Source organism: Acinetobacter sp. 778_lipA (genome assembly GCF_058242985.1).
Genome location: NZ_JBZAYT010000005.1, coordinates 1 through 22,697 on the forward strand (window position 1 = coordinate 1; position 22,697 = coordinate 22,697).

Below are 22,697 nucleotides of genomic sequence, written 5' to 3' on the forward strand. Positions count from 1 at the left end.
CTAGATATGGAACGAAAACCACAGCAGCAATCCATGAGACAACTAAGGCAATCGTGACCACTTGGAAAATAGACCGGGTATATTCACCTGTACTTGAGGCGGCTGTAGCAATAGGTAAAAAACCAGCTGCAGTAATTAATGTTCCTGTCAGCATTGGAAATGCGGTACTGGTCCATGCAAAACCAGCGGCCTTCATCCGGCTATAGCCTTGCTCCATTTTGATGGTCATCATTTCGACGGCAATGATGGCATCATCGACCAACAACCCTAAGGCCAGAATCAAAGCTCCTAGAGAAATCTTATGTAAGCCAACATCAAATAAATTCATTCCCGCAAAAGTCATCGCAAGCACCAGTGGAATCGAAAATGCCACCACCAAACCTGTACGAAAACCAAGCGAAAAAAAGCTCACCAATAAAACGATAATGACCGCTTCTGCAAGAACTTTGACGAATTCATGAATACTACGTTGTACAGCCACCGGCTGATCTGAAACTTTTTTCAGCTCCATACCTAAAGGCAGTGATTTTTGTAAGGTTTTAAATTCAGTTTCTAAGTTTTTACCCAGTGCGATGATGTCACCACCTTTACGCATAGAAACTGCTAGACCAATCCCATTCTCGCCCATAAAACGCATGCGAGGTTGTGCAGGCTCACTAAATCCACGATAAATTTCAGCAACATCGCCCAGTTGAATAGTTCTGTTTCCCACCAACAATGGCATTTTTTTCAAATCATCTACACTTTTTAAAGCACCACTGACTCTTACTTGAATACGGTCAGTGCCTGTTTCAAAAAAGCCCGCACTGCTTACACTGTTTTGCTTTGCCAAGGCTTCTTGGATTGCAGTAACTGGTACACCCATTTGCACGGCTTTGGTGTTGGAAAGTTCAATCCAGATTTTTTGATCTTGTAGGCCCACCAGATTGACTTTACTGACATCTTTTACCCGTTGTAAGCGAAGCTGCAAACGGTCTGCATATTCTTTTAAAGTAGCATAATCAAAATCTTTACCAGTTAAGACATAGATATTACCGAAAGTGTCCCCAAACTCATCATTAAAGAAGGGCCCCTGAACACCGGAAGGTAACTGTGTTTTGATATCACCTACTTTTTTACGTACTTGGTACCATACATCTGGAATTTGGTTAGATTTTAATGAGTCTTTTGCCATAAACATGACCATTGACTCACCAGGACGCGAGTAAGCCATAATCTTGTCATACAGCCCTGTACTCATCAGTTCTTTTTCTATTTTATCAGTAACTTGTAAAGAAACCTCTTGAGCTGTTGCACCTGGCCAATAAGTTTGGATGACCATGACTTTAAAGGTAAATGGAGGATCTTCACTCTGAGAGAGTTTTGAGTAGGAAAATAAACCCACAATACCCAGCAAAATCATAAAATAAAGTACTAATCCTTTATTTTTGAGTGCCCATTCTGACAAATTAAAGGAGTTAAATGGACTCATGATCATGCTCCTTTTTGAACAGTTACAGCACGATTTTCACGGTCTACTGGGTTTATTTTTTGCTTTTCACGAAGTAAATGTACCCCTCCTACAACCACCCATTGTCCAGGATTTAACCCTTTCACGACAGTAACATTGTCACGACCATAGCTGCCTAAAGTCACGGAAACCTTATGAATGGTTTGGTCTGGATTCAGTACCCAAATATAGGCTTGATTGTTATTTGCCGAGACGCTAGATAAAGGTACACTCAATACATTTTGAATATTTTGATTAAAGAATACCCGCGCACTTTGCCCAAGTTGAATCGCGGACTGCCCTTCTTTTAAAGCCACTTTGACCATAAATGTACGTGACTGATCGGCTGCTGGAGAAATCTCTCGAACATAGGCAGCAAATCGATCTTGAGGTTTAGACCATAAAGTTACCCATGCATTTTGACCGACTTTAATCTCTGCAATAGCTTGTTCAGGGACACCTATCACCACTTCACGATCCCCATCAATCGCCAGCTGGTATGCCGCTTGTCCTGCTGAAATCACTTGTCCAGTTTCAATATTACGTTGGGTAATCACCCCATTTTTATTGGCTATCAATTGGTTATAGCCGGTTTGATTGGCGCTCACATCATAATTGGATTGGGCTTGTTTTAAACTTGCCTGAGCAGAATCATATTGATTTTTGACTGAATCATATTGTGAGCGACTCACAGCATTGATCGGTAAGAGTTGCTGAAAGCGTTTAAATTCATCTGCTGCGGCCTTGGCCGCAGATTGCGCACTTTCAAGTTGTGCTTTGGCTGAGTTCAATTGTAGCTGGGCATCTTTCACATCAAGCTTTGCTAAGACTTGACCAACTTTGACACGAGCACCAACATCGACATAGCGTTCTGTAATTTGTCCCCCGACACGGAATGCCAATGCTGTTTGCTGTCGAGCTTGGACATCCCCCGCATAACTTTTTTGATCTTCATGTGATGTTGCAGGTTGGGTTACCATCACCAAGGGAATTTGTTCCGCTTCAGGTGCTGGTTTGCTACACCCCACTATTGTTACACTACACAATACCAATAGGCTCGTGATCATTAAATTTAAACTACGCATAGGCAAGGCTCTTAATCAAATGCATTTTTTCGGGCAAAATAGAATGAGTATATTTATTTGCTCATTTTTTAATTAATATACTGCATGGTACAGTAATTGTGAATTGTGTATAGAGTAATTAACCTATTTTTTTTTGGAAATTATTGTGCAAACAACCGCTGGACGTCCAAAGGACTTAGAAAAACGGAAACACATTTTGGAAGCCGCCAAAAAGCTATTTCTAAAATTGGGTTATCATGGTTCAAGCATGAACCAAATTGCCAAAGAAGCTGGCGTCACAAAGCTGACGGTATATAACCATTTTCAAGATAAAGAAACTTTATTTTGCTGTGCCATTGAAGCAACCTGTGAAGCATCTATTGATGCTCGACCATTACGACTCAATGTTCAAAGTGATTTTTATGCGCATTTTTTTCAGGCATGCGAATTGGCACTCACTGTTATTAGCTTACCTGAAGCCATTAAACTCGAGCATTTGTTGTTAGAACTTGCCGCAGAGAAAAATCCTTTGGCTTTACAGTTTTATAATTCTTCCCATCAAAGAATGTGTGCAGTCTGGCAAGATTTTTTCCAACAAGCAGGCACACTTAAATTTATTCAAGCAGATGACATTGAAAAACAAATTAATCTAATTCTGTCATTATTATTGGGTGTTCGACACCACGAGGTCTTATTGGGGATTCGCCAAATTCCTACGGAAGATGAAAAACAGCAAATCATCGCCGAAAGTATTGATTTATTTATGCTGAAATATAAACCCAACTAAAATTATTTAAAAACAAAATAATGTCCAATTCTTGTTTAAGGCATACTCAATGCATATCGCATAGGCTTGTTGATATAAAAAGGGCAAAAAATAAAGCTAAATATCCAAATTAAAATTAAGTCAAAGTCGACTTCTTGCACAGTCATTTACATACTTTTGTAGGGAGTCACTTGGATTGTGGTGGAATCACGTTATATTCGAGATAACAAGAACTGGAGAGTAACAAATGGTTCAACAAATTGATGCTCCGCTGCGTGAAGATGTACGCTTACTCGGAAACCTTTTAGGCGAAACGCTAAAAGAACATGCAGGACAAGATTTGTTTAATCAAATTGAACAAATTCGGGCTTTAGGTAAAGGCGCTCGAGATGGTCAAATTGAAGCAGAAAAACAACTTGAACAATTATTTTTAAATTTAAAAGATGATGAAATTCTGCCACTCACCCGCGCCTTTTCACACTTTCTAAATTTTGCCAATATTGCTGAACAATATCACGTTGTACGCAGTCGTCGTCAAAGTGAGTGCGATGAAAATTCACCATCACCCAATGTGCTGGATCATTTATTTAGCAAGTTTAAAGATCAGCAAATTTCAACAGAAACGCTCTATAAACAAATTTGTGAATTAAAAATTGAGTTGGTCCTCACGGCGCATCCAACTGAAGTTAGTCGTCGTACTTTAATCCAAAAATATGATGGCATTAATCATTGCCTGTCTACTTTTGATCAGCAAAAACTGACACCTAAGCAACGTGCAGATGTGTTGACTGATTTAAAACAATTGATCTGTTCCGCATGGCAAACTGACGAAATCCGTCAACACCGCCCAACTCCGATAGATGAAGCAAAATGGGGCTTTACCACGATTGAACAGACCTTATGGAATGCAGTTCCAAAATTCATACGTGAATTGGATGACCTCGTTCAGGACAATTGTGCACAGGCCTTGCCTTTAGATATTTCTCCAATTCGTTTTGCATCTTGGATGGGGGGTGACCGTGATGGTAACCCAAATGTTACGCATAACATTACTCAAGAAGTTTTGTGGTTGTCGCGCTGGAAAGCGGCTGACCTTTATGTGCGTGATATTGAAGATCTTCGTTGGGAACTCTCGATTGAAGCCTATTCCAATGAGCTACTTCAAGCTTTGGGTTATAGCCATCCTGAACCTTACCGCGAATATTTGCGTGCGACCCGTGAACGCCTCAAAGCAACTCGTCAATGGTTAGCAGATAAATTACGTGGTCAACATTCTGATGTAGATCGCAGTTTAATCATTCGCCATAAAGATGAATTATTACAACCATTACTGCTCTGCTATCGCTCACTGATGGCATGTAATTTACCTGAGATTGCCAATGGTAAATTGCTCGACTTTATTTATCGGGTAAATTGTTTTGGCATTGAATTACTTAAACTGGATATTCGTCAAGAGTCAGGTCGTCATCGCCAAGCCATCTCAGCAATTACTGAATATCTTGGTTTAGGCAATTTTGAGACATGGACAGAACAAGCTCGCCAAAATTTCTTATTACAAGAATTACAAAGCAAACGCCCGTTATTGCCTAAACATTTAAATGAACCATCAGGTAGTCTGATTGAAAATCTTGATGTTCAAGAAGTCTTTGCAACCATGCGTACTTTGGCTGAACAACCCAAAGAAAGCTTGGGCGCTTATATCATTTCAATGGCTGAATATCCGAGTGATGTTTTGGCGGTACTATTACTCCAAAAAGAAGCAGGAATTGAACACCCACTACGCGTTGTTCCTTTATTTGAAACCTTGAAAGACTTAGATGGTGCTGCAAGTACCATGAGTACCCTGTTCAATATGCACTGGTATAAACAACATATTCAAGGCAAACATGAAGTCATGATTGGTTATTCGGACTCTGCCAAAGATGCTGGCTTTATGTCAGCAAACTGGGCCCAGTATCGTGCGCAAGAAGAGTTGACCGCAATTGCCAAACAGCATGGCGTTCAATTGACCTTGTTCCATGGCCGTGGCGGTTCAATCAGTCGTGGTGGTGCACCAACTCAACAAGCATTATTTTCTCAACCACCGGGCTCAATTTCAGGTGCAATTCGTGTGACTGAACAAGGTGAAATGATTCGCTTTAAGTTTGGTCTAGAAGAAATTGCCTTACAAAATTTGGAAATTTATGCTGCTGCAACCTTAGAAGCAACATTATTACCACCACCTATTCCCAAACAAGCTTGGCGAGATTTAATGCACAGTATGACAGATTTATCTGTTCAGGTTTATCGTCAGACTGTGCGTGAAAACCCTCATTTTGTAAAATATTTACGTACTGTCACCCCTGAACTTGAGTTGCAAATGTTACCCCTCGGTTCACGCCCTGCAAAGCGTAAAGTCAGTGGTGGAATCGAATCTTTACGTGCTATTCCTTGGGTTTTTGCGTGGACACAAATCCGGTTAATGCTTCCTGCTTGGCTGGGTACTGGCGCAGCGATCAACCAAGTGATTGATCAAGGCCAAAAAGCAGTATTAGATGAAATGTTAACAGAATGGCCTTATTTCCAAACTTTAATTGATATGTTGGAAATGGTGCTATCTAAAGCCGACTCAAATATTGCACTGTATTATGAATCTCACCTTACCGATGATGAAGATTTAAAAGTACTTGGTGCAGAATTACGTAAACGCTTACATGATGCCGTACAAACGCTCTTGGCAATGAAAGGTGAGTCGGAACTTTTAAGTTCCAATGATGTGCTTGATCAAGCCATGAAAGTACGTAAGCCGTATTTACTGCCCTTACATTTATTACAAGCCGAATTAATGAAACGTCGACGTGCATATTTGGCTGACTGTCATGCAGAACATACCCCGGTAGATCATGCACTGATGGTCAGTATTGCTGGGATTGCGGCAGGTTTACGTAATACGGGTTAAGCCACCCTATAAAAATTATCTTAATTCTAAAGCGAGGAGAATGTGATCTGTCATTCTCCTCTCCTTTTAAAAAACGCGAAACTTTTCACATATTATAAAGCAGCAATAACTTTTTTTGACCAATCGCAAAATCGGATTTTTTTTAAATTTTTACACACAATTTTTTTTAATACTTTGATTTTACGCACTAACATTATTTAATTATTTGACCAAATGGTACAAAACACCAATTTTCCCTAATAAATGCAAATGCTTAGTTTGACTAAAATGATTAAAACTCTCGAAAAGAAAGCGTATGATGTGTCCAATTTGTTTTTTGAGTGCTCAATTTATGTCCAACTGGTTTCCCAAATGGCGTCCTTATTCTGGCAGCATTGATGCAAGACCTGTCGGTACCAATGAGTATTTACCGCCTGCGCAAAGTGTCGTTTTAGGGATTCAACATGCATTTGCTATGTTTGGTGCAACGGTACTCGCCCCCTTTTTAATGGGCTTTGACCCAAACCTTGCCATTTTAATGTCAGGAATTTGTACCATCTTATTCTTTATTGTTACGGGTGGTCGTGTTCCAAGTTACCTAGGTTCAAGCTTTGCCTTTATTGGAGTAGTAATTGCTGCAACTGGCTATGCTGCATCAGGTACAGGTACGCCAAACGCAAATTTAGCTATTGCAGCTGGTGGGATCATGGCATGTGGTGTGTTGTATGCAATGTTTGGCTTGCTCGTGATGGCAACGGGGACCAAATGGATTGAAAAACTCATGCCACCAGTAGTGACTGGTGCAGTGGTAATGATCATTGGTCTAAACCTCGCACCTGTTACGGTGAAAGGTGTCGCTGGTAATGACTTTAATATGTGGATGGCATTGGTCACTGTACTCTGTATGGGTTCAATTGCTGTATTCACAAAAGGTCTATTACAACGCTTATTGCTTTTGGTCGGGTTGTTATTGGCTTATTTGATCTATTTCATTGTTGCAAACGTAATGGGAAATGGAACGCCGATTAATTTCACGCCTATTCAACAAGCTGCATGGTTTGGTACGCCCACTTTCCATTCACCTGTTTTTGATATCAATGCAATGTTAATTATTGCTCCGATTGCTTTAATTCTGGTGGCAGAAAACTTAGGCCATATCAAAGCAGTCAGTGCAATGACTGGCGAAAACCTAGATCCACAAATTGGTAAAGCTTTTGTTGCAGATGGTATTGCAACCACGCTTTCTGGTGGTGTCGGTGCACCTGGTATGACCACCTATGGTGAGAATATTGGTGTAATGGCCGTTACTCGTGTTTATTCTACGATTGTTTTTGTCATTGCTGGTATTTTTGCAATTTTCTTAGGGTTTTCACCTAAATTTGGCGCAGTGATTCATACCATTCCAACAGCGATTTTAACAGGTGCTTCAATCGTGGTCTTTGGTTTAATTACCATTGCGGGTGCGAAGATTTGGATTGAAAATAAAGTCGATTTTTCTCAAAATAAAAACTTGATGGTTGCCGCAGTAACAATCATTTTAGGAACAGGTGACTTTGCCCTTCAATTTGGTGATTTCAACTTGGGTGGTATTGGTACTGCAACGTTTGCAGCATTGATACTCAACTGGTTCTTTAGCTTAAAAGATAAATCATAATTATAAATTTAACCTATTTTAAGCAGCCAAAAGGCTGCTTTTTTTATTTTTATATAATGTGAGCATCTATCCACAAATAAACGCTTTTTATTTCTTGGATAGAGGTCTCACTTGGTACATTTGGATGATCAAGTTCGTTTAACAAATATTGAAACACTGCTTTTTGTTCAGGATATACATCTATCGCTTGTGCCACAGTATCATTTAAATGGCATGGCCATCCTTCTATATTGTCCAATGTCAAAGGAAGCAGTCGTATTATCCGTTTAATTAAAGATTTCTTAAGGCTGATTAATTCTTTTGCTGTTTTATCAGATGCCTCTAATATGCGTAAATAACCTTGTATATCTGTATCATAACCACTATTTATCGCCTTAATTACCTCGCGATTAATCTGAACATCGTTAAAAAGCGCAGATAAATCTTCTCCATAAATATGCTGACAAAAGAATTTGATCCATGCTCCCCAACTTTGTAGGGAATGCTTATTTAAAACCTCATCTAGAAAACCAATATCGATATCAACTTTAGGTAGAAATGGGTGTAAAACCTTAAGATTTACGCTTATTTCAGCAATCTTTTCATTTAAATTTTTTGGTTTATTTTTAAAAACAACACATAGGTCTAAATCTGACTGACCGATAATTGCAATGCCTTGAGCAACACTGCCATAAACATAGATACTATGTAAATCTTCTACAAAGCTGCGACTAAAATGGTTAATCACATTTTCTAGCACAGGTTCAAATGCTTTTTGAATCCTCATTGATGGTAACATTCATCCACTTTTAAATTTTCTCAAACCAACATCATACTGCTTATATAGCATTTATTTTGTATTTCAATATTAAAAAAAGCCCAACTGTAATCAATAGACAATTGGGTTTGGGCGCCTTTTCCATCGGTTCTTAATGATTATTTTTATAGACTGATCAACGAGATTTTCTGTTTATTCATGTTCTAAAAAAGTCTTTAAACAAGGAGAGAAAAACAGATTCCCTTGATACATTCCCTGCAAAGTTTTGCTCATCACCATCACCCACAACATCATCAAAATTGCAGCAAATGCTAAGCCTGTATCTACAATAAAACTGAGATGTAATTGGTGACCTAAACTCAATATTGCCAAAGTAAATACACCCAGTGGGAAAGTTAGCCCCCACCAACCGAGATTAAATGGTAGCTCAATTGCCGCATGTTTGAGTGTGGTTAGAACTGCGATTGCGACCCACCACACACCAAAGCCCAGCAAAATAAAACTTGCCAAGATCCCAGCATTTTGAAAGAACACACCTAAATTTTCTAACTGAATCAATGCCAAAATATCAGGAGCCTGAGCACCTAGAATCAAGAGTGCCAACGCACCTGTACCAATTGGCCCTAAAGCTAACCAGCTGGTAATTGCCAACTCTTTGCTCGGCAATTGATGTACAGCCAAACGTAACATTAGAATGGTGAGAATCCCAAAAGCAGGCAATACAGACATCCCCCACAGCATGTAACTGGTGAATAAAATACCCACCGCCTGTTGACTAACATGCATATGCGCTAAAAGTAAACCGCCTGAAGTTGCTGCAACTTCACAGGCCACAATCGGCAATAACCACATTGCAGTCATTGTATGCAATTGATGATCTTGTTTATGGAACATACAAAACGGTACCAGCACCCCGATACCTACCGCTAAAACTACATCGACATACCACAACAACTGCGCAATTTGCAACGCAACATCACCATAAATGGTTATGCCATATTTTAAAAAACCATTTAATACCGTTGCCAACCCCATTGGAATTGCACCTAAAAAGAGCGCCATTGATGGATGGGAAAAAATCTGCTTCGCTTCTTGAGGATAGATGAGCCAGCGTAGAACATACAGTATGATAAATACAGTAAACAGTAGCGTGTTAAACTGCCACAAAATAGTTGCCAGTTGCCATAAAAAATCAGATACAAACGGAAACTCAGGCAAGATCAGTGCAACAACCCCTGTTCCCATAGTCATGGTGAACCAGTTTGGCGTAAACTGTCGAATCACATCACTCGTTTGTTCAAGTTGATAAAATGGCTTTTTCATCGCTTTATCCTCATTTCAGCAGATAAATTGATTATAAAAGCATCTTTTAATAAATAAAATTGATTTAATTTCATAAAATGAATCAATTTTATTGATATAAAGATATTCTCAGTCATTTTTTTCTGGATAAAAACACAACAACAAAGACGAAACTGTGAGATTATGGCAATATATAGTCCTTTCAAATTTTAAGCTTATTTTGAAACCATGCAGCTGTTACGTCTAAATGCCTTAGCACCAAATTTTCAATTGCCCCAAACCGCTGTGACGATTGGCAATTTTGATGGTGTCCATTTGGGACATCAGGCGATGGTTTCTCAACTCAAAGAAGTGGCTAAAGCCCAAAATTTAAAAACCTTGGTGATGATTTTTGAGCCGCAACCTTTAGAGTTTTTCAAAGGTTATGAAGCACCGCCACGGATTTCATCGCTCAGAGAAAAAGTAGAATATTTATCTGAATTAGGTGTCGATTATATTGCTATCGCTAAATTTGATAATCAATTCCGTAGCTTAAGTGCAGAAAACTTTGCAAGCCTGTTAAAAAACAAACTTAATGCGCAAAGTTTAATCTTAGGGGATGATTTTCACTTTGGTAAAGACCGTCAAGGCAATAGTGAATTTTTAAAACAATATGGTTTTGATGTCACCAATCTCAATACCATTGAATTTAATGGCGAACGTGTCAGTTCAACCCGTATTCGCCAAGTCCTCCAAGCGGGTGACTTATCACTTGCAGCAAAATTATTGGGTCGCCCATACAGCATGATTGGTCGTGTGCAATATGGTGATCAAATTGGTCGTACTTTGAATTTTCCAACCATCAATGTTCGACTTGGCCGTCATAAACCCTGTTTAAGTGGTATTTATGCTGTTGATGTTATTTGCGAAAGTACCTCATTGACCCAGAAAGTCAAAGCTGAGAACCCCAATAAAATAGGTGTTTCTGGCTATCAAGCAGATGCGTTATTTGGTGCGGGCCATGTGGGTACACGCCCTGCAATCAAACAAGAACATCCAGAATGGCGATTAGAAGTACATTTTCCAAATGTTTCTGCTAATCTGTATGGTCTGTTAATGCGGGTCACTTTCCTCGACTATTTACATGGTGAATTAAATTACCCATCACTTGAAGCGCTTCAAGCGGGAATTGATGATGATGTCGAGCGTTTGCTTGAGTTTCGCAAAAACACCCCCAAATTTCCTTTTTAACTTAAACTTTTATTGTAAAACGCGTCAGCAATGGTGCTGATAATATTGGATGACAACTTGCATGAGCGATAAGCAAACTTCTGAAAATGCAGTGGATTATAAAGCCACGCTAAACCTACCAGGTACTGAATTTGCAATGAAAGCAAATCTCGCAGTACGTGAAGCAAAATGGTTAGAAGAGTGGTATGCCGACAACATTTATCAGCAGATTCGTGCTTCGCGTATTGGCAAGAAAAAATATATTCTGCATGACGGTCCTCCATATGCAAATGGTTCATTGCATTTAGGTCATGTCGTCAATAAAGTTTTAAAAGACATTATTGTTAAAAGTCGTACTTTAGATGATTTTGACGCTCCTTATGTTCCAGGTTGGGACTGTCATGGTCTACCAATCGAGCTCAAAGTCGAAGAAAAAATCGGTAAAGTTGGTGTGAAAGTTGACGCATCGACTTTCCGTAAAGCCTGCCGTGAATATGCATATACTCAAGTCGAATTACAGAAAAAAGACTTTGTTCGCATGGGCGTGTTTGGGGACTGGGATAACCCATATCTCACCATGAACTTCAAACAAGAAGCAGATATTGTTCGTGCGCTCGGTGAAATTGCCAAAGCAGGTCATATCGAACCCGGTCTAAAACCAGTGAACTGGTGTATGGATTGTGGATCATCACTTGCTGAAGCAGAAGTGGAATATGAAGATAAAAAATCTGATGCAATTGATGTTGGTTTCGGTGTTGTAAATCTTGCTGATTTGTCTGCAAAAGTGGGTGTCAGCGTTAGTAATCCAACAGATATCGTGATTTGGACAACGACACCATGGACCTTACCCGCGAACCAAGCGGTTGCCTTACATGCGGATATTGCCTATCAATTGGTGGAAGTTCAGTCTGAACGTGGCACACAAAACTTAATCTTAGCCAAAGATTTAGTTGAATCTGCATGTGAACGTTACAAACTTGAACAACCAAAAGTATTGGCGGACTTTGTTGGTGCGACTCTCGAAAACTTACAATTACAACATCCATTGATTGTAGATCGTCAAGTACCTGTGATTTTAGGTGAACATGTCATTGCAACCAGTGGTACAGGTGCTGTGCATACTGCACCTGGACATGGTGTGGACGATTATAAAGTTGGCTTAATCTATAACTTAAAAGTAGAAAACCCTGTAAGTGGTAATGGTGTGTATTTACCGACTGCACCTCTTTTTGCAGGCGAGCACATTTATAAAGCCAATCCAAAAATTATTGAAGCATTAACAGATGCTGGAAAACTCTGGGCGCATCTGCCGATTAAGCATAGTTACCCGCATTGCTGGCGTCATAAAACACCAATCATCTTCCGTGCAACCCCACAGTGGTTTATCAGCATGGATGCGAATGGCCTACGCCAAGATGCTTTAAATGCAATTGAAAATGACATCGACTTTGTCCCTGATTGGGGTAAAAACCGTATCAAGTCAATGATTGAAGGTCGCCCAGACTGGTGTATCTCTCGTCAACGGACTTGGGGTGTGCCGATTCCATTCTTTGTACATAAAGATACCAATGAATTGCACCCTCGTACCGCAGAGCTCATTGAAGATGTGGCAAAGCTTATCGAAAAAGAAGGCATTGATGGTTGGTATAACCGTGAAGCCAAAGCGTTTATCGGTGATGATGCTGAGCAGTATAATGCTGTTCGTGACACGCTCGATGTGTGGTTTGACTCAGGTACAACGCACTATGCAGTATTGCGTGAACGTGCAGAACTGCAAGATCCTGCTGATTTATATCTTGAAGGTTCTGACCAACATCGTGGTTGGTTCCAGTCTTCATTGCTCACGTCGATTGCGATCCATAAACGCGCACCTTATAAAGCCCTGCTTACGCATGGTTTTACCGTGGATGAAAAAGGTCGTAAATTATCGAAATCATTGGGTAATTTTATCCCACTTGAAGACATCATTAAGCAGTTAGGTGCTGATGGTTTACGTTTATATGTTGCATCAAGCGATTATCGTTATGAAATTGCCGCAAGTAACGAAATTTTTAGCCGTGTAAGTGACAGTTATCGTCGTATTCGTAATACCTTACGTTTCTTATTGGCAAACTTGAACGGCTTTAAACCATCAACAGATGCGTTACCTGTAGATCAATTGATTGCACTGGATCAATATATCTTACAACGTGCAGCAGACGTGCAGAAAACCATTCAACAAGCCTATGAAGATATGAACTTCCATGTCGTCACCAATGCTTTGACTAGTTTCTGTATCAATGATTTGGGTGGTTTTTACTTAGATATCATCAAAGACCGCCAATACACGACTAAAGCAGACTCAACAGCACGTCATTCTGCTCAAACTGCGTTGTATCATTTGGTTCAAGCCTTTGTTCGCTGGATGAGCCCTATCTTGAGCTTTACAGCACAAGAAGCGTGGCCATTGATTCCAGAACAAACTGAAAAATATGTATTTACAGCGCATTGGTATGATATTCCAGTGGCATCAAGTACAAACTTGATCTCTGAAGCGGATTGGCAAACCTTAATTGAAGTCAAATCAGCGGTTAATAAACAGATTGAGACAGCGCGTAACGCTAAATTGGTCGGTAGTAACCTGTCTGCTAAAGTTGAACTTTGGGCAAATACAGAACTACAAAATGTCTTGAAGCAATTGGGCGATGAGCTTCGTTTTGTTTTGATCACCTCTCAAGCAATTGTTTATGACTACGCTGAGCAAGGTGAAGCAACAGAGCTTGAAGGTCTACGCGTTAAAGTTTCTGCTGCGGAAGGCGAAAAATGTGCACGTTGCTGGCATGTCCTTCCAGATGTAAATACACATCATGCACATCCAGGGCTTTGTTCTCGTTGTATTATTAACCTTCCTACAGGTCAAGGCGAAGAGAGAAAATATGCCTAATCCGCAAAATAAAAAGGGTTTATTGCAGTTTTATCCGCATAATTTGATGTGGCTTGGACTTTCTGTCCTTGCCATTATCATTGACCAATGGACAAAAAACATTGCAAGTGCAGAGCTGACTTATGCTCAGCCTGTACCTGTATTGCCCTTCTTAAATTGGACATTACTGCATAATTACGGCGCAGCATTTAGCTTCTTGTCTGATGCGGGCGGTTGGCAGCATTATTTATTCACAGGTCTTGCCGGCGTTGTATCGATCATTTTTATTTTTTGGCTTATGCGTATGCCAAAAACCACGCTGATCTTACCTGCCGCAATCGCATTAATTCTTGGTGGCGCATTGGGAAATTTAATTGATCGGGTAACATTAGGTTATGTGGTCGATTTTATTCATTTGCATTATCAAGGCAGTAGTTTCCCTGCATTCAACATTGCCGATAGTGCGATCACTCTCGGTACGATTTTATTGTTAATTGATACCTTCTTTTTAGAAAAGCATCGTATTCAACGTGCGGAAGCGCAAAATGACTGAACAAATGATTAACCCCAATGACGAAACGCGTGTTGCAGATGGCTCAAAAGTAGAACTGCATTTTTCTGTTGCCATCGAAAGTGGTGTTGAAATTGATAACACACGTAGCCGTGAAGAGCCTGTAAGCTTAGTGATCGGGGATGGCAGTTTATTGCCAGGTTTTGAAAAAGCCTTATTTGGTCTTCGTGCAGGTGACCGTCGTACTGTTAGTCTTCCACCAGAAGATGCCTTCGGTCCGTGGAATTCTGAAAATGTGCAAAAATTCGATACAGTAAAATTCGAACAACGTCCTGTTGAAGGCCACATGATTGAGTTTGAAGACAAAGCCAAACAAAGTCTATTTGGTGTGGTTAAAACTGTTGGTGAAGACATTACTGAAGTGGATTTCAACCATCCACTTGCAGGTAAAAATATCACGTTTGAAGTAGAAATCTTTAAAGTTACCCCTGCGGGTCAGCAAGGTGTGAAAATTATTTAAGCCTTTGCTTATATAGTATTTAAAGCTCCTTCGGGAGCTTTTTTATTGATACAAATACCCACTTCAAAAAGGTCAAGACAAAGCAAAATCCACAGCAGCTTGCACATGGATCGACGTTGTATCAAACAACGGAACAGAAAACTGAGTATCTCCAATGAGCATACAAATTTCTGTACATCCTAGAATAATACCTTCAGCACCCTCTAATATTAGCTGCTCAACAATATGGATGTATTTCTGACGAGATTCTTCCTTGATCACACCTAAACACAATTCATCATAAATAATATTGTGAACCATCTGTCGATGCGCTTGGTTAGGCACCAGTACATTGATGCCTTGTTGTTCTAACCGACGCTTATAGAAGTCCTGTTCCATGGTAAATTGAGTACCTAACAAACCGACTTTGCCAATGTTCTGATTTAAAACTTCTTTTGCTGTTGCATCAGCAATATGAATAAATGGAACTGAGACCGAGCTTTCAATAGCAGAAGCAACTTTATGCATAGTATTGGTACACAGTAAGATCCCTTCTGCCCCTGCTTTCTCCAACTGAATAGCCTTCTCTGTTAAATACAGTGCTGCATCGTCCCATAAGCCTTGACGCTGTAATATTTCTATCTCAGCAAAATCAACACTGATTAAAACAATTTTTGCAGAGTGTAATTTTCCTAATTTTTGTTGAACGCTTTTATTCAGCTGTTGATAGTACAAGTCTGTAGATTCCCAACTCATTCCGCCTAATAAACCAATCGTTTTCACTTTTTTGCTCGCTTAGAATTCTCATCTTTTCTAGGGTGTTTTGATATTTCATCAATGGTTTGCGTTGTAGACTCAAATTGAGCAAGTCAGGCATATGATCAATATCAATCAAGTTACTTTTGTTTCAAGCCCATATATTTTCCAATACAATCGCTTAAAATATCCTGTGACTATCGTACGATATCGTCGTGATCAAGCCTTCATTCATAGTTTCAATTTAAATCTCGTCCTACTTACCGCTGAAACAATCTACACGATATCGCATATTTGTATGATTATTCAGCTATACTTTGATCTCATTTCAGCTCTTTATGATTCGCATGCGCCTAGACTTCTTCGATTTGCAACTGTTTATCAATATCGTGGACACAGGAAGCCTCACCAAAGGCGCAGAACGCTCGTCGATTTCACTACAGGCAGCCAGTGAACGTATTAAAAAACTCGAACAACAATATGCCACAAGCCTTTTTACCCGCCATGCCTCTGGGGTCAAACTCACAATTGCAGGTCAAACTTTTGCAGAACAGGCTTTACGTCTAATACAACAAAGTAAACAGCTTGAACAAGCGATGTCACCCTTCGCAAAAGGTCTAAGCACACAGATGACTTTGTGGTGTAATTCATCTGCACAAAGTGAATATTTGCCCTTATTACTTCCTCAGTATTTAGTTGAAAACCCACATATTCAGATTGATCTACAGGAAGCAGAAAGTAATGAAATTATTCAGACCCTTGAAAAAGGCAATGCAAAACTCGGCTTAATTTCGAGCTTTTTTAATGCACATCAATTACAGACTTTAGCCTTTTCAGATGATCCGTTAGTGCTGATTTGTCCATCAAATCATGAATTAAGCGAGCGATCAGAACTCAGACTGGTCGATACACTGAACTATGCTTTTGTGGGTTTAATGCAATATCACTCTTTACAGCAATCGATTGAAAACCAAGCCAAATTGTTCAATTGTGCAATTCAGTATCGCTTAAGATTGCCAAATTTTGCTGCGATCGCTCAAGTGGTTGCAAGTGGTGTCGGCATTGCCATTATGCCCAAACGGGCAGCAATGCGACTCAATCAACTCTATGCATTTGATCAAATTGAGCTGGTCGGTGAATGGGCAAAACGCCAACTACAATTGGCTGCTCAAAACTTTGATGAGCTTCCAACAGCATATCAACACTTTGCCCAATTTTTAATTTCACAAAAATCGAAACTGATTTTAGTTTAAATAATCTGAATTCGATATAAAATTCTTGATGAAATATGATACTCGGAAACGTCATCCGTAACTGTCTGAGGCAGGATCTCATACATAAAGTATTGTTTCTGCGATTCATTGAATACATTGCTGGTGGTTGACGAGTTTTGCGGTGAGCAGCGATGTGGCTACGCAAGATGGTACCCTTGCGGAGCTTAGCTCCACATGTCGAAACAAAAGTAGGGCGAGCCGCAGGCTGATCCTGAAATTGAATGACAGTTCAGTAAGACTCCGTCAAGATCATTGTTTTTCGATATATTAAAGATATCTTTAAGTCAAACTCACGTTAAAGACTTAAGCACCACGCTGATATTCATTTTTAAAATTAACGGAATCATTATCATCTACTTTAATTTTTTCAGTGTACCCAATATGGTCATAGCTTCACCTTTGCAGACAGAGCCATTAAACGACCATTTAAGTCCACGAATTAGATCACGCCAAATTGATGCAATACTGAATATAAGCCAAAAATCACCAAGCCACAGAAGAAAACTTTACGAAATTTTTGCTCTGGAATACGGTAACGGATTTTTGTTCCCACCCACATTCCCATTAATGCGGGTACCAAGGCAATAAGAGATAACTGATAATCAATTGGCGTATCTTCAACAGGGTTTTGATGTAAGAAAACAGCAAGGCACAGGGTTGAAACGGTAAAAGCTAAACCTAAAGACTGAACCAAATCATCACGCTTTAACTGCAAAGATTGTAAATAAGGGACCACAGGAATCACCACCACTCCCGTGGCAACAGTTAAAGCACCGCCTAAATATCCAATGATTGGGGAAAGCCATTTTTCATGTGGTGCAAGATTTGGCATACGTTTGGAAAATAAACCATAAAGTCCATACAATGCCAGCATTCCCCCCAGTAATGCTTCACTATGAAAACCGCTACTAGAGTGGCCTAAAGTTGGGAAAATACTCCAAATTGAACCGATAATAATCCCCAATAATAAGGGATAAAAACGGCGAACCAACCGCCATACATGGCCTTCAGCAAACAATTGCCAAAAATTGGTCACCATAGATGGAATGATCAATAAAGTTGCGGCTTGAAATGGACTAATCACAAGGCTTAAAAGCCCCATTGAAACGGCAGGTAAGCCGAGACCAATTGTGCCTTTAATCATGCCTGCAATTGCAAATACACCAATTACAAATCCCATCATGTCGTTTTACCTCAATATTCTGAGGCAATGCTACGCCAAAGCTTTGCTTTGAAATATCACTGTTTTTAGGATATAGCCTCAAGCAATGATTGAGGCTTGATGTTGAGTATTTTGGCTAAGCGTCTAAGAAAAGAATTTACGATCATTTTACGTTACTCGAGTAAGCAAGCTTTCTATAATTTTTTTACCCTATTTGGATCTATTCACAATGAATATGTCACTTGCCAATTCTACAAAAATATTCCCCACAGCACTGATCTTAGAAAATCAGGGCATGTATGATTTTGACAAAGAAATCCAACAATATTTAGAACATTATCCAGAGACCCAGTTTATTGATATCTGCTTGCATGACCTCAATGGTCATCTACGTGGTAAGCGTATTGAAGTAAATGCCCTCCATCAATTGCAGAAAGGCTGTTACTTTCCGTTGTCTATTTATGCGATGAGTTTGGATGGTCAAGTGGTTGAAGAAAGTGGGCTTGGGAAATATATTGGTGAACCCGATCGCTTATGTATGCCCGTCTTGGGCAGTCTAAAGCCTTGCGCAGATCAACCCAATCAGCACGCCCAGCTGCTATTAACCATGAAATCCGATGATGGTTCAGATTGTGTGATCGAGCCTCGCAATATATTAAAAAGAATTTTATCGACACTGCATCAAATGCACTATTTTCCAATGATGGCAGGTGAAATCGAATTTTATTTGTCTGAAAATGTCCAAGATGCCCCATTTTCTCCCCAATCGGATCCGCTTTCTACCCAATGTTTCGATGTCGATACCCCGCATAATTTTCAAACTGTCATTCAACAAATTGAATTAGAAGCAAAACGACAAGATATTGATTTAACAGGTGTTGTAGCTGAAAGTGCTTCTGGACAATTTGAATTGAATATTCAGCACAGTGACAACATTTTAAAACTGTGTGATGACATCATGAGTATTAAAAGAATGATTCGTCAAATTGCGATGCAACATGGTTTAAAAGCCAGTTTTATGGCGAAACCAAATATGGCAAAAGCAGGCAGTGGCATGCACTTTCATATGAGCATGCGTAACCAATGGCAAGACAATCTTTTTAAAATAGACCAGTTGAAAAACCCAAACCCGATCATGCACAAAGTGATCGCGGGTTTACTCGACTTAATGCCCGCATCCATGGCTATTTTAGCACCCAATATTAACGCATTCCGCAGATTCCAGCTTGGCAATCATGTTCCACTCGAAGCCAATTGGGGCTTCAATAATCGTAACGTTGCCATTCGCATCCCCTGTTCAGATCAGGACAATCAACGCTTGGAATATCGTGTTGCGGGTGCAGACGTCAACCCTTATTTGTGTGTTGCAACTATTCTGACGGGTGTACTGCATGGGTTACATGCAGCAATGGATTTACCTCAATCAATCCAACCAGTAAAAGTGATCAACTCACAGCATTTCTTACCTTCTCATCAGCTTGAAGCACTACAATTATTTGAAAAAAATAAGGTTTTTAAGCAATATTTTGGTTCAGATTTTATGCAATTATGGTGTGCATGTAAAAAATTTGAATATCAATCTGTCATCAATAAAATCACAAATACAGAATTGGAATGGGGCATATAAAAGACTAATTCAAAAATGATAATGCCCAAATCAAAATATAGTCAACTTGTAAAAAAACGCATACACAAGAATATAATTTCTCTCAATAAATATCTTTAATTAAATCAACCAAATGGAGAAATAAATTGTTTGATTATAAAAGATTGTTCATTGCCACATTTTGCTTGGAAAGTTTGTGTAGGTGATGCCTAACTTTTTGTAGGGGATACCAAACCTTGTACTACAAACAAAGCCGTGCTTTATTTTTACTCATGTTGGATGAGAGGTACGTCCTGTACCTCCATCCAATGGCGACATCCATGTCGCCCCACGATCGGGTAATCATTTATGATTCAAAAGTACAAAAAACAAATTGCTAACCAATAGTTTCTAAGAGTTGATACAAGAACATAAGCTCATTTATGATCAATGACTTGATGCAAATGATTTATATGAATAATTAAGTGGTTTGGCTATAGTATGATGACCATAAATTAACAATGATCAATAAAAAAATCCCTTTTATATAAAAGGGATTTTAAGTAGCTTAGACTGAAGTGCGTTAAAGCTAATTGTACTTTAGATATTGAAATACATAAGAATTTAGAAGTTATTTACACACGGCTTTAAAAAATTCCAGATTAATTTCATCATCATCGATATCACTTGGATCTGAGACTTGCGGATCGCTATTTATCAATTGACCATTTTTTTTATAATCTTCAACCAGTGTAATATTTGTCGTACGATCAGCACATTGGTCTAAATTATGAGAAAGTGTATAGTCACCTTTTTTCATATCAAGTTCTTCACTGTCTGCATCAGCAACAAACTTAGCCCAATAATTTACCGTATTGTCTTTTTTTACAATGCGATCGGTATCTAAATAAAAGCTACCATCGGCATCTTTGACAATAAATTTCCAATTTTCTGCAAGTGCATACTGACTCAACATTGTTGTGATGCAGATTAGAATAATTTTTTTCATACTGTTCTCTAAAATAAATATTTTTATGGGCAAAATTGAAATTACATCACCGTTATGGACGAATTTCTTTTAATTCTCTTTGGATAAAATGTTGGATCATTTCCCGATAGAGCATTTCCACCAAATCAGGGTTAGTTCCAACATCTATGGCTTTCTGACGTACTTTATTAATCACTTGTTGTACACGCTCTGGAGACTGTACGTCATCTACATTACGTTTAAATCGGACAGCTTGATCAACATAAAATTGACGGGTTGCAATCAGTTCAATCAGCTCCTGATCCAACTGATCGATTCGATCACGTACTTGTTCTAATGATTCACATTTCTCTTTTTTAATCATCTGTTTTTTCTGCATCCTGTGCTTCTATATTATGTTGAGCGCGTTCAAACTCATTCTCGGCTTTATACTTCTGTTCTAACACATTACTAAAAATACTTTCAATCATCCAAACCCGATATAGGCTATTAAAAACGTAACGCTTTCCTTCAATACGCAATTCTAAAACAGGAAAATCAGGCTGATGTTTCTCTGCACATTGCTGATCATTGGCTGTTAATAAAGCTTCCACGTCAGTATCTGTTAGGTTTTCAATTCCTAAATCATGTTGCATTTGCTGTAAATGCGGCTTGAATGATAAATCACGACCTTTGGTCCAAACTGCTTGTAAAATGTCATACATCACATCTACACGTTGTTCTTCTGGTACGCTGTAATAAATCTTTGCCATATTTAAGGTGCTGTCTGCGGTCGGACGACAGAACGGGGTAAATTTTACTTCTGAACGCTTGGAAAGACGGGTCGCCAAACTCCAATCAAAAAAGTCCCGACCGTGATAACTCAGCGGAAATAAATTCAGTTGAATATTATAATAATTTGCGAGTTCTTCTTTGATATATGCCAATAATAACCAACTGATCGGATCTTCTAAGGCAATATATAAATCAAGTTCAGGATGCATGGCCTGAATTTCAGCAAGCTCTTCCGCATCACTCATCAAATGCTCACGCCATTCAATGTGATTGATGAGAAAAATAGGATTATCAATCAATAATTTTTGTTGTTTTAAACGACGAGTTAACCGTAATAAATCATCTACTGCATGATATTTACGCCCACCAAACTCAAAATAGCTTTCTAAAATTGGGCTTTGACCAAAAATACGTTCTGGAAAATTCTGAGGTTTTTGATGCTGACTCGCCATCACAAATAAAGTGCGTAATTTGCCATACTGCTGCTGCCACAGCATATGAAATACATCTTCGAGTAAATAAAGGAAATTTTGACCAGTCAACGGTGTATTTCTAAGAATTGTTTCCGCTTGTTGTAATGCTTCTTGAGTCGGTTGTTCTGGTTTTTCATCATCATAACTAAAGCGATGTTGATTGGCTAAGATTTTGGCATCTTCTAAACTATAATTGCGCCATTCTTCTATGGTCATGCCATTGGGGGGTTCTGCTGCGGTATTGGAAATAATGACTTTAAGTGGCTTCAAATCATCACTTAAAAGATCTTCCAATTGGGGGAGTTGCTGTACAGCAAGATAGCTATAAACATCATCTAAACGCAGATAAATACTCAGTCCCTGTTCCGTAGATAACACCTCTTGACGAATCGGCTTTTGGTAAAACCAACTCGATCGGATTGGATCAAACCAACGGCGTAACAGTGACATGCGTAGAGCCTCGAAATAAGCACTGAAAAATAAAAGAAAATCTGATTGAAACTCACTCAAGCATACCATTCATTCACAGGTGATGCTGATAAAATTAATTCTAACCAGTCATAACAAAACTTATAACAATTTGAATCTGAATGATCAATATCCCAAAACTCGATA

18 protein-coding genes are annotated in these 22,697 nt (G+C 39.1%); 9 read left to right on the plus strand and 9 right to left on the minus strand.

The annotated features are described in order from the left end of the window. Together AC4CUY_RS22300 and AC4CUY_RS22305 are read right to left on the minus strand one after the other, a co-directional pair. Positions 1–1,471, minus strand: a 1,471-nt coding sequence (locus AC4CUY_RS22300) for an efflux RND transporter permease subunit (protein WP_490774732.1), incomplete at its 3' end; no start/stop codon positions are given. Positions 1,472–1,473: 2 nt separating this feature from the next. Next, a complete protein-coding gene (locus tag AC4CUY_RS22305; protein ID WP_419326908.1) occupies positions 1,474–2,574 on the minus strand; it encodes an efflux RND transporter periplasmic adaptor subunit in 1,101 nt (366 codons plus the stop codon). Between the two features lie 145 nt (positions 2,575–2,719). On the opposite strand from AC4CUY_RS22305, the gene AC4CUY_RS22310 reads away from it, so the two are divergent. The 3 genes from AC4CUY_RS22310 to AC4CUY_RS22320 all read left to right on the plus strand — a co-directional run bounded on the left by AC4CUY_RS22310 (position 2,720) and on the right by AC4CUY_RS22320 (position 7,890). Next, on the plus strand, positions 2,720–3,340 hold the full coding sequence (locus AC4CUY_RS22310) for a TetR/AcrR family transcriptional regulator (protein ID WP_336952564.1): 621 nt from the start codon (positions 2,720–2,722) through the stop codon (positions 3,338–3,340). A gap of 226 nt (positions 3,341–3,566) precedes the next feature. Further along, positions 3,567–6,257 (plus strand): phosphoenolpyruvate carboxylase, encoded by a 2,691-nt coding sequence (gene ppc / locus AC4CUY_RS22315; protein WP_419360556.1) that lies wholly within the window; start codon positions 3,567–3,569, stop codon positions 6,255–6,257. Positions 6,258–6,588: 331 nt separating this feature from the next. Continuing rightward, positions 6,589–7,890 carry a solute carrier family 23 protein gene (locus AC4CUY_RS22320; RefSeq protein ID WP_336952566.1) on the plus strand — a complete coding sequence of 434 codons (1,302 nt, stop codon included), beginning with the start codon at positions 6,589–6,591 and terminating at the stop codon, positions 7,888–7,890. 49 nt (positions 7,891–7,939) lie between these two features. Here the strand turns inward: AC4CUY_RS22320 and AC4CUY_RS22325 are convergent, their stop codons facing one another. Then, positions 7,940–8,656 (minus strand): nucleotidyltransferase domain-containing protein, encoded by a 717-nt coding sequence (locus tag AC4CUY_RS22325; protein WP_419820738.1) that lies wholly within the window; start codon positions 8,654–8,656, stop codon positions 7,940–7,942. A gap of 183 nt (positions 8,657–8,839) precedes the next feature. Continuing rightward, entirely contained in the window at positions 8,840–9,970 is a 1,131-nt protein-coding gene (locus AC4CUY_RS22330) for a TDT family transporter (RefSeq protein WP_419819784.1), read from the minus strand. Between the two features lie 207 nt (positions 9,971–10,177). Between AC4CUY_RS22330 and ribF the strand changes: the two genes are divergently transcribed. The 4 genes from ribF (at position 10,178) to AC4CUY_RS22350 (ending at position 15,091) form a co-directional block, all read left to right on the plus strand. Further along, positions 10,178–11,179, plus strand: a complete 1,002-nt coding sequence (gene ribF, locus AC4CUY_RS22335) for a riboflavin biosynthesis protein RibF (protein WP_419326905.1) — start codon at positions 10,178–10,180, stop codon at positions 11,177–11,179. A gap of 61 nt (positions 11,180–11,240) precedes the next feature. Continuing rightward, entirely contained in the window at positions 11,241–14,081 is a 2,841-nt protein-coding gene (gene ileS, locus AC4CUY_RS22340; protein WP_419326904.1) for an isoleucine--tRNA ligase, read from the plus strand. Further along, positions 14,074–14,613, plus strand: a complete 540-nt coding sequence (gene lspA, locus AC4CUY_RS22345) for a signal peptidase II (protein ID WP_004718873.1) — start codon at positions 14,074–14,076, stop codon at positions 14,611–14,613. The genes ileS and lspA overlap by 8 nt, the downstream gene beginning before the upstream one ends. Beyond that, positions 14,606–15,091 carry an FKBP-type peptidyl-prolyl cis-trans isomerase gene (locus AC4CUY_RS22350; RefSeq protein WP_490774733.1) on the plus strand — a complete coding sequence of 162 codons (486 nt, stop codon included), beginning with the start codon at positions 14,606–14,608 and terminating at the stop codon, positions 15,089–15,091. Before lspA ends, AC4CUY_RS22350 begins: the two co-directional genes overlap by 8 nt. A 72-nt stretch (positions 15,092–15,163) precedes the next feature. On the opposite strand, the gene AC4CUY_RS22355 is transcribed toward AC4CUY_RS22350, so the two are convergent. Beyond that, positions 15,164–15,853 (minus strand): aspartate/glutamate racemase family protein, encoded by a 690-nt coding sequence (locus AC4CUY_RS22355; RefSeq protein WP_419314033.1) that lies wholly within the window; start codon positions 15,851–15,853, stop codon positions 15,164–15,166. Positions 15,854–16,173: 320 nt separating this feature from the next. On the opposite strand from AC4CUY_RS22355, the gene AC4CUY_RS22360 reads away from it, so the two are divergent. Next, positions 16,174–17,079 (plus strand): LysR family transcriptional regulator, encoded by a 906-nt coding sequence (locus AC4CUY_RS22360; RefSeq protein WP_490774737.1) that lies wholly within the window; start codon positions 16,174–16,176, stop codon positions 17,077–17,079. 460 nt (positions 17,080–17,539) lie between these two features. On the opposite strand, the gene AC4CUY_RS22365 is transcribed toward AC4CUY_RS22360, so the two are convergent. Then, on the minus strand, positions 17,540–18,283 hold the full coding sequence (locus AC4CUY_RS22365) for a sulfite exporter TauE/SafE family protein (RefSeq protein ID WP_336952571.1): 744 nt from the start codon (positions 18,281–18,283) through the stop codon (positions 17,540–17,542). 208 nt (positions 18,284–18,491) lie between these two features. Here AC4CUY_RS22365 and AC4CUY_RS22370 point away from each other — a divergent pair, with 208 nt between their 5' ends. Then, positions 18,492–19,889 carry a glutamine synthetase family protein gene (locus tag AC4CUY_RS22370; RefSeq protein ID WP_336952572.1) on the plus strand — a complete coding sequence of 466 codons (1,398 nt, stop codon included), beginning with the start codon at positions 18,492–18,494 and terminating at the stop codon, positions 19,887–19,889. Between the two features lie 589 nt (positions 19,890–20,478). Here AC4CUY_RS22370 and AC4CUY_RS22375 read toward each other — a convergent pair. Genes AC4CUY_RS22375 through AC4CUY_RS22385 form a run of 3 tightly spaced genes read right to left on the minus strand, consistent with a single transcriptional unit; the run spans position 20,479 to position 22,532 of the window. After that, positions 20,479–20,856: a surface-adhesin E family protein gene (locus AC4CUY_RS22375; RefSeq protein WP_490774734.1), complete on the minus strand. Its 378-nt coding sequence runs from the start codon at positions 20,854–20,856 to the stop codon at positions 20,479–20,481. Positions 20,857–20,908: 52 nt separating this feature from the next. Then, positions 20,909–21,199, minus strand: coding sequence for a chorismate mutase (locus tag AC4CUY_RS22380; RefSeq protein WP_016539541.1), 291 nt, complete (start codon positions 21,197–21,199; stop codon positions 20,909–20,911). Beyond that, positions 21,192–22,532: a hypothetical protein gene (locus AC4CUY_RS22385; protein ID WP_419326900.1), complete on the minus strand. Its 1,341-nt coding sequence runs from the start codon at positions 22,530–22,532 to the stop codon at positions 21,192–21,194. Before AC4CUY_RS22385 ends, AC4CUY_RS22380 begins: the two co-directional genes overlap by 8 nt. Between the last annotated feature and the right edge of the window lie 165 nt (positions 22,533–22,697).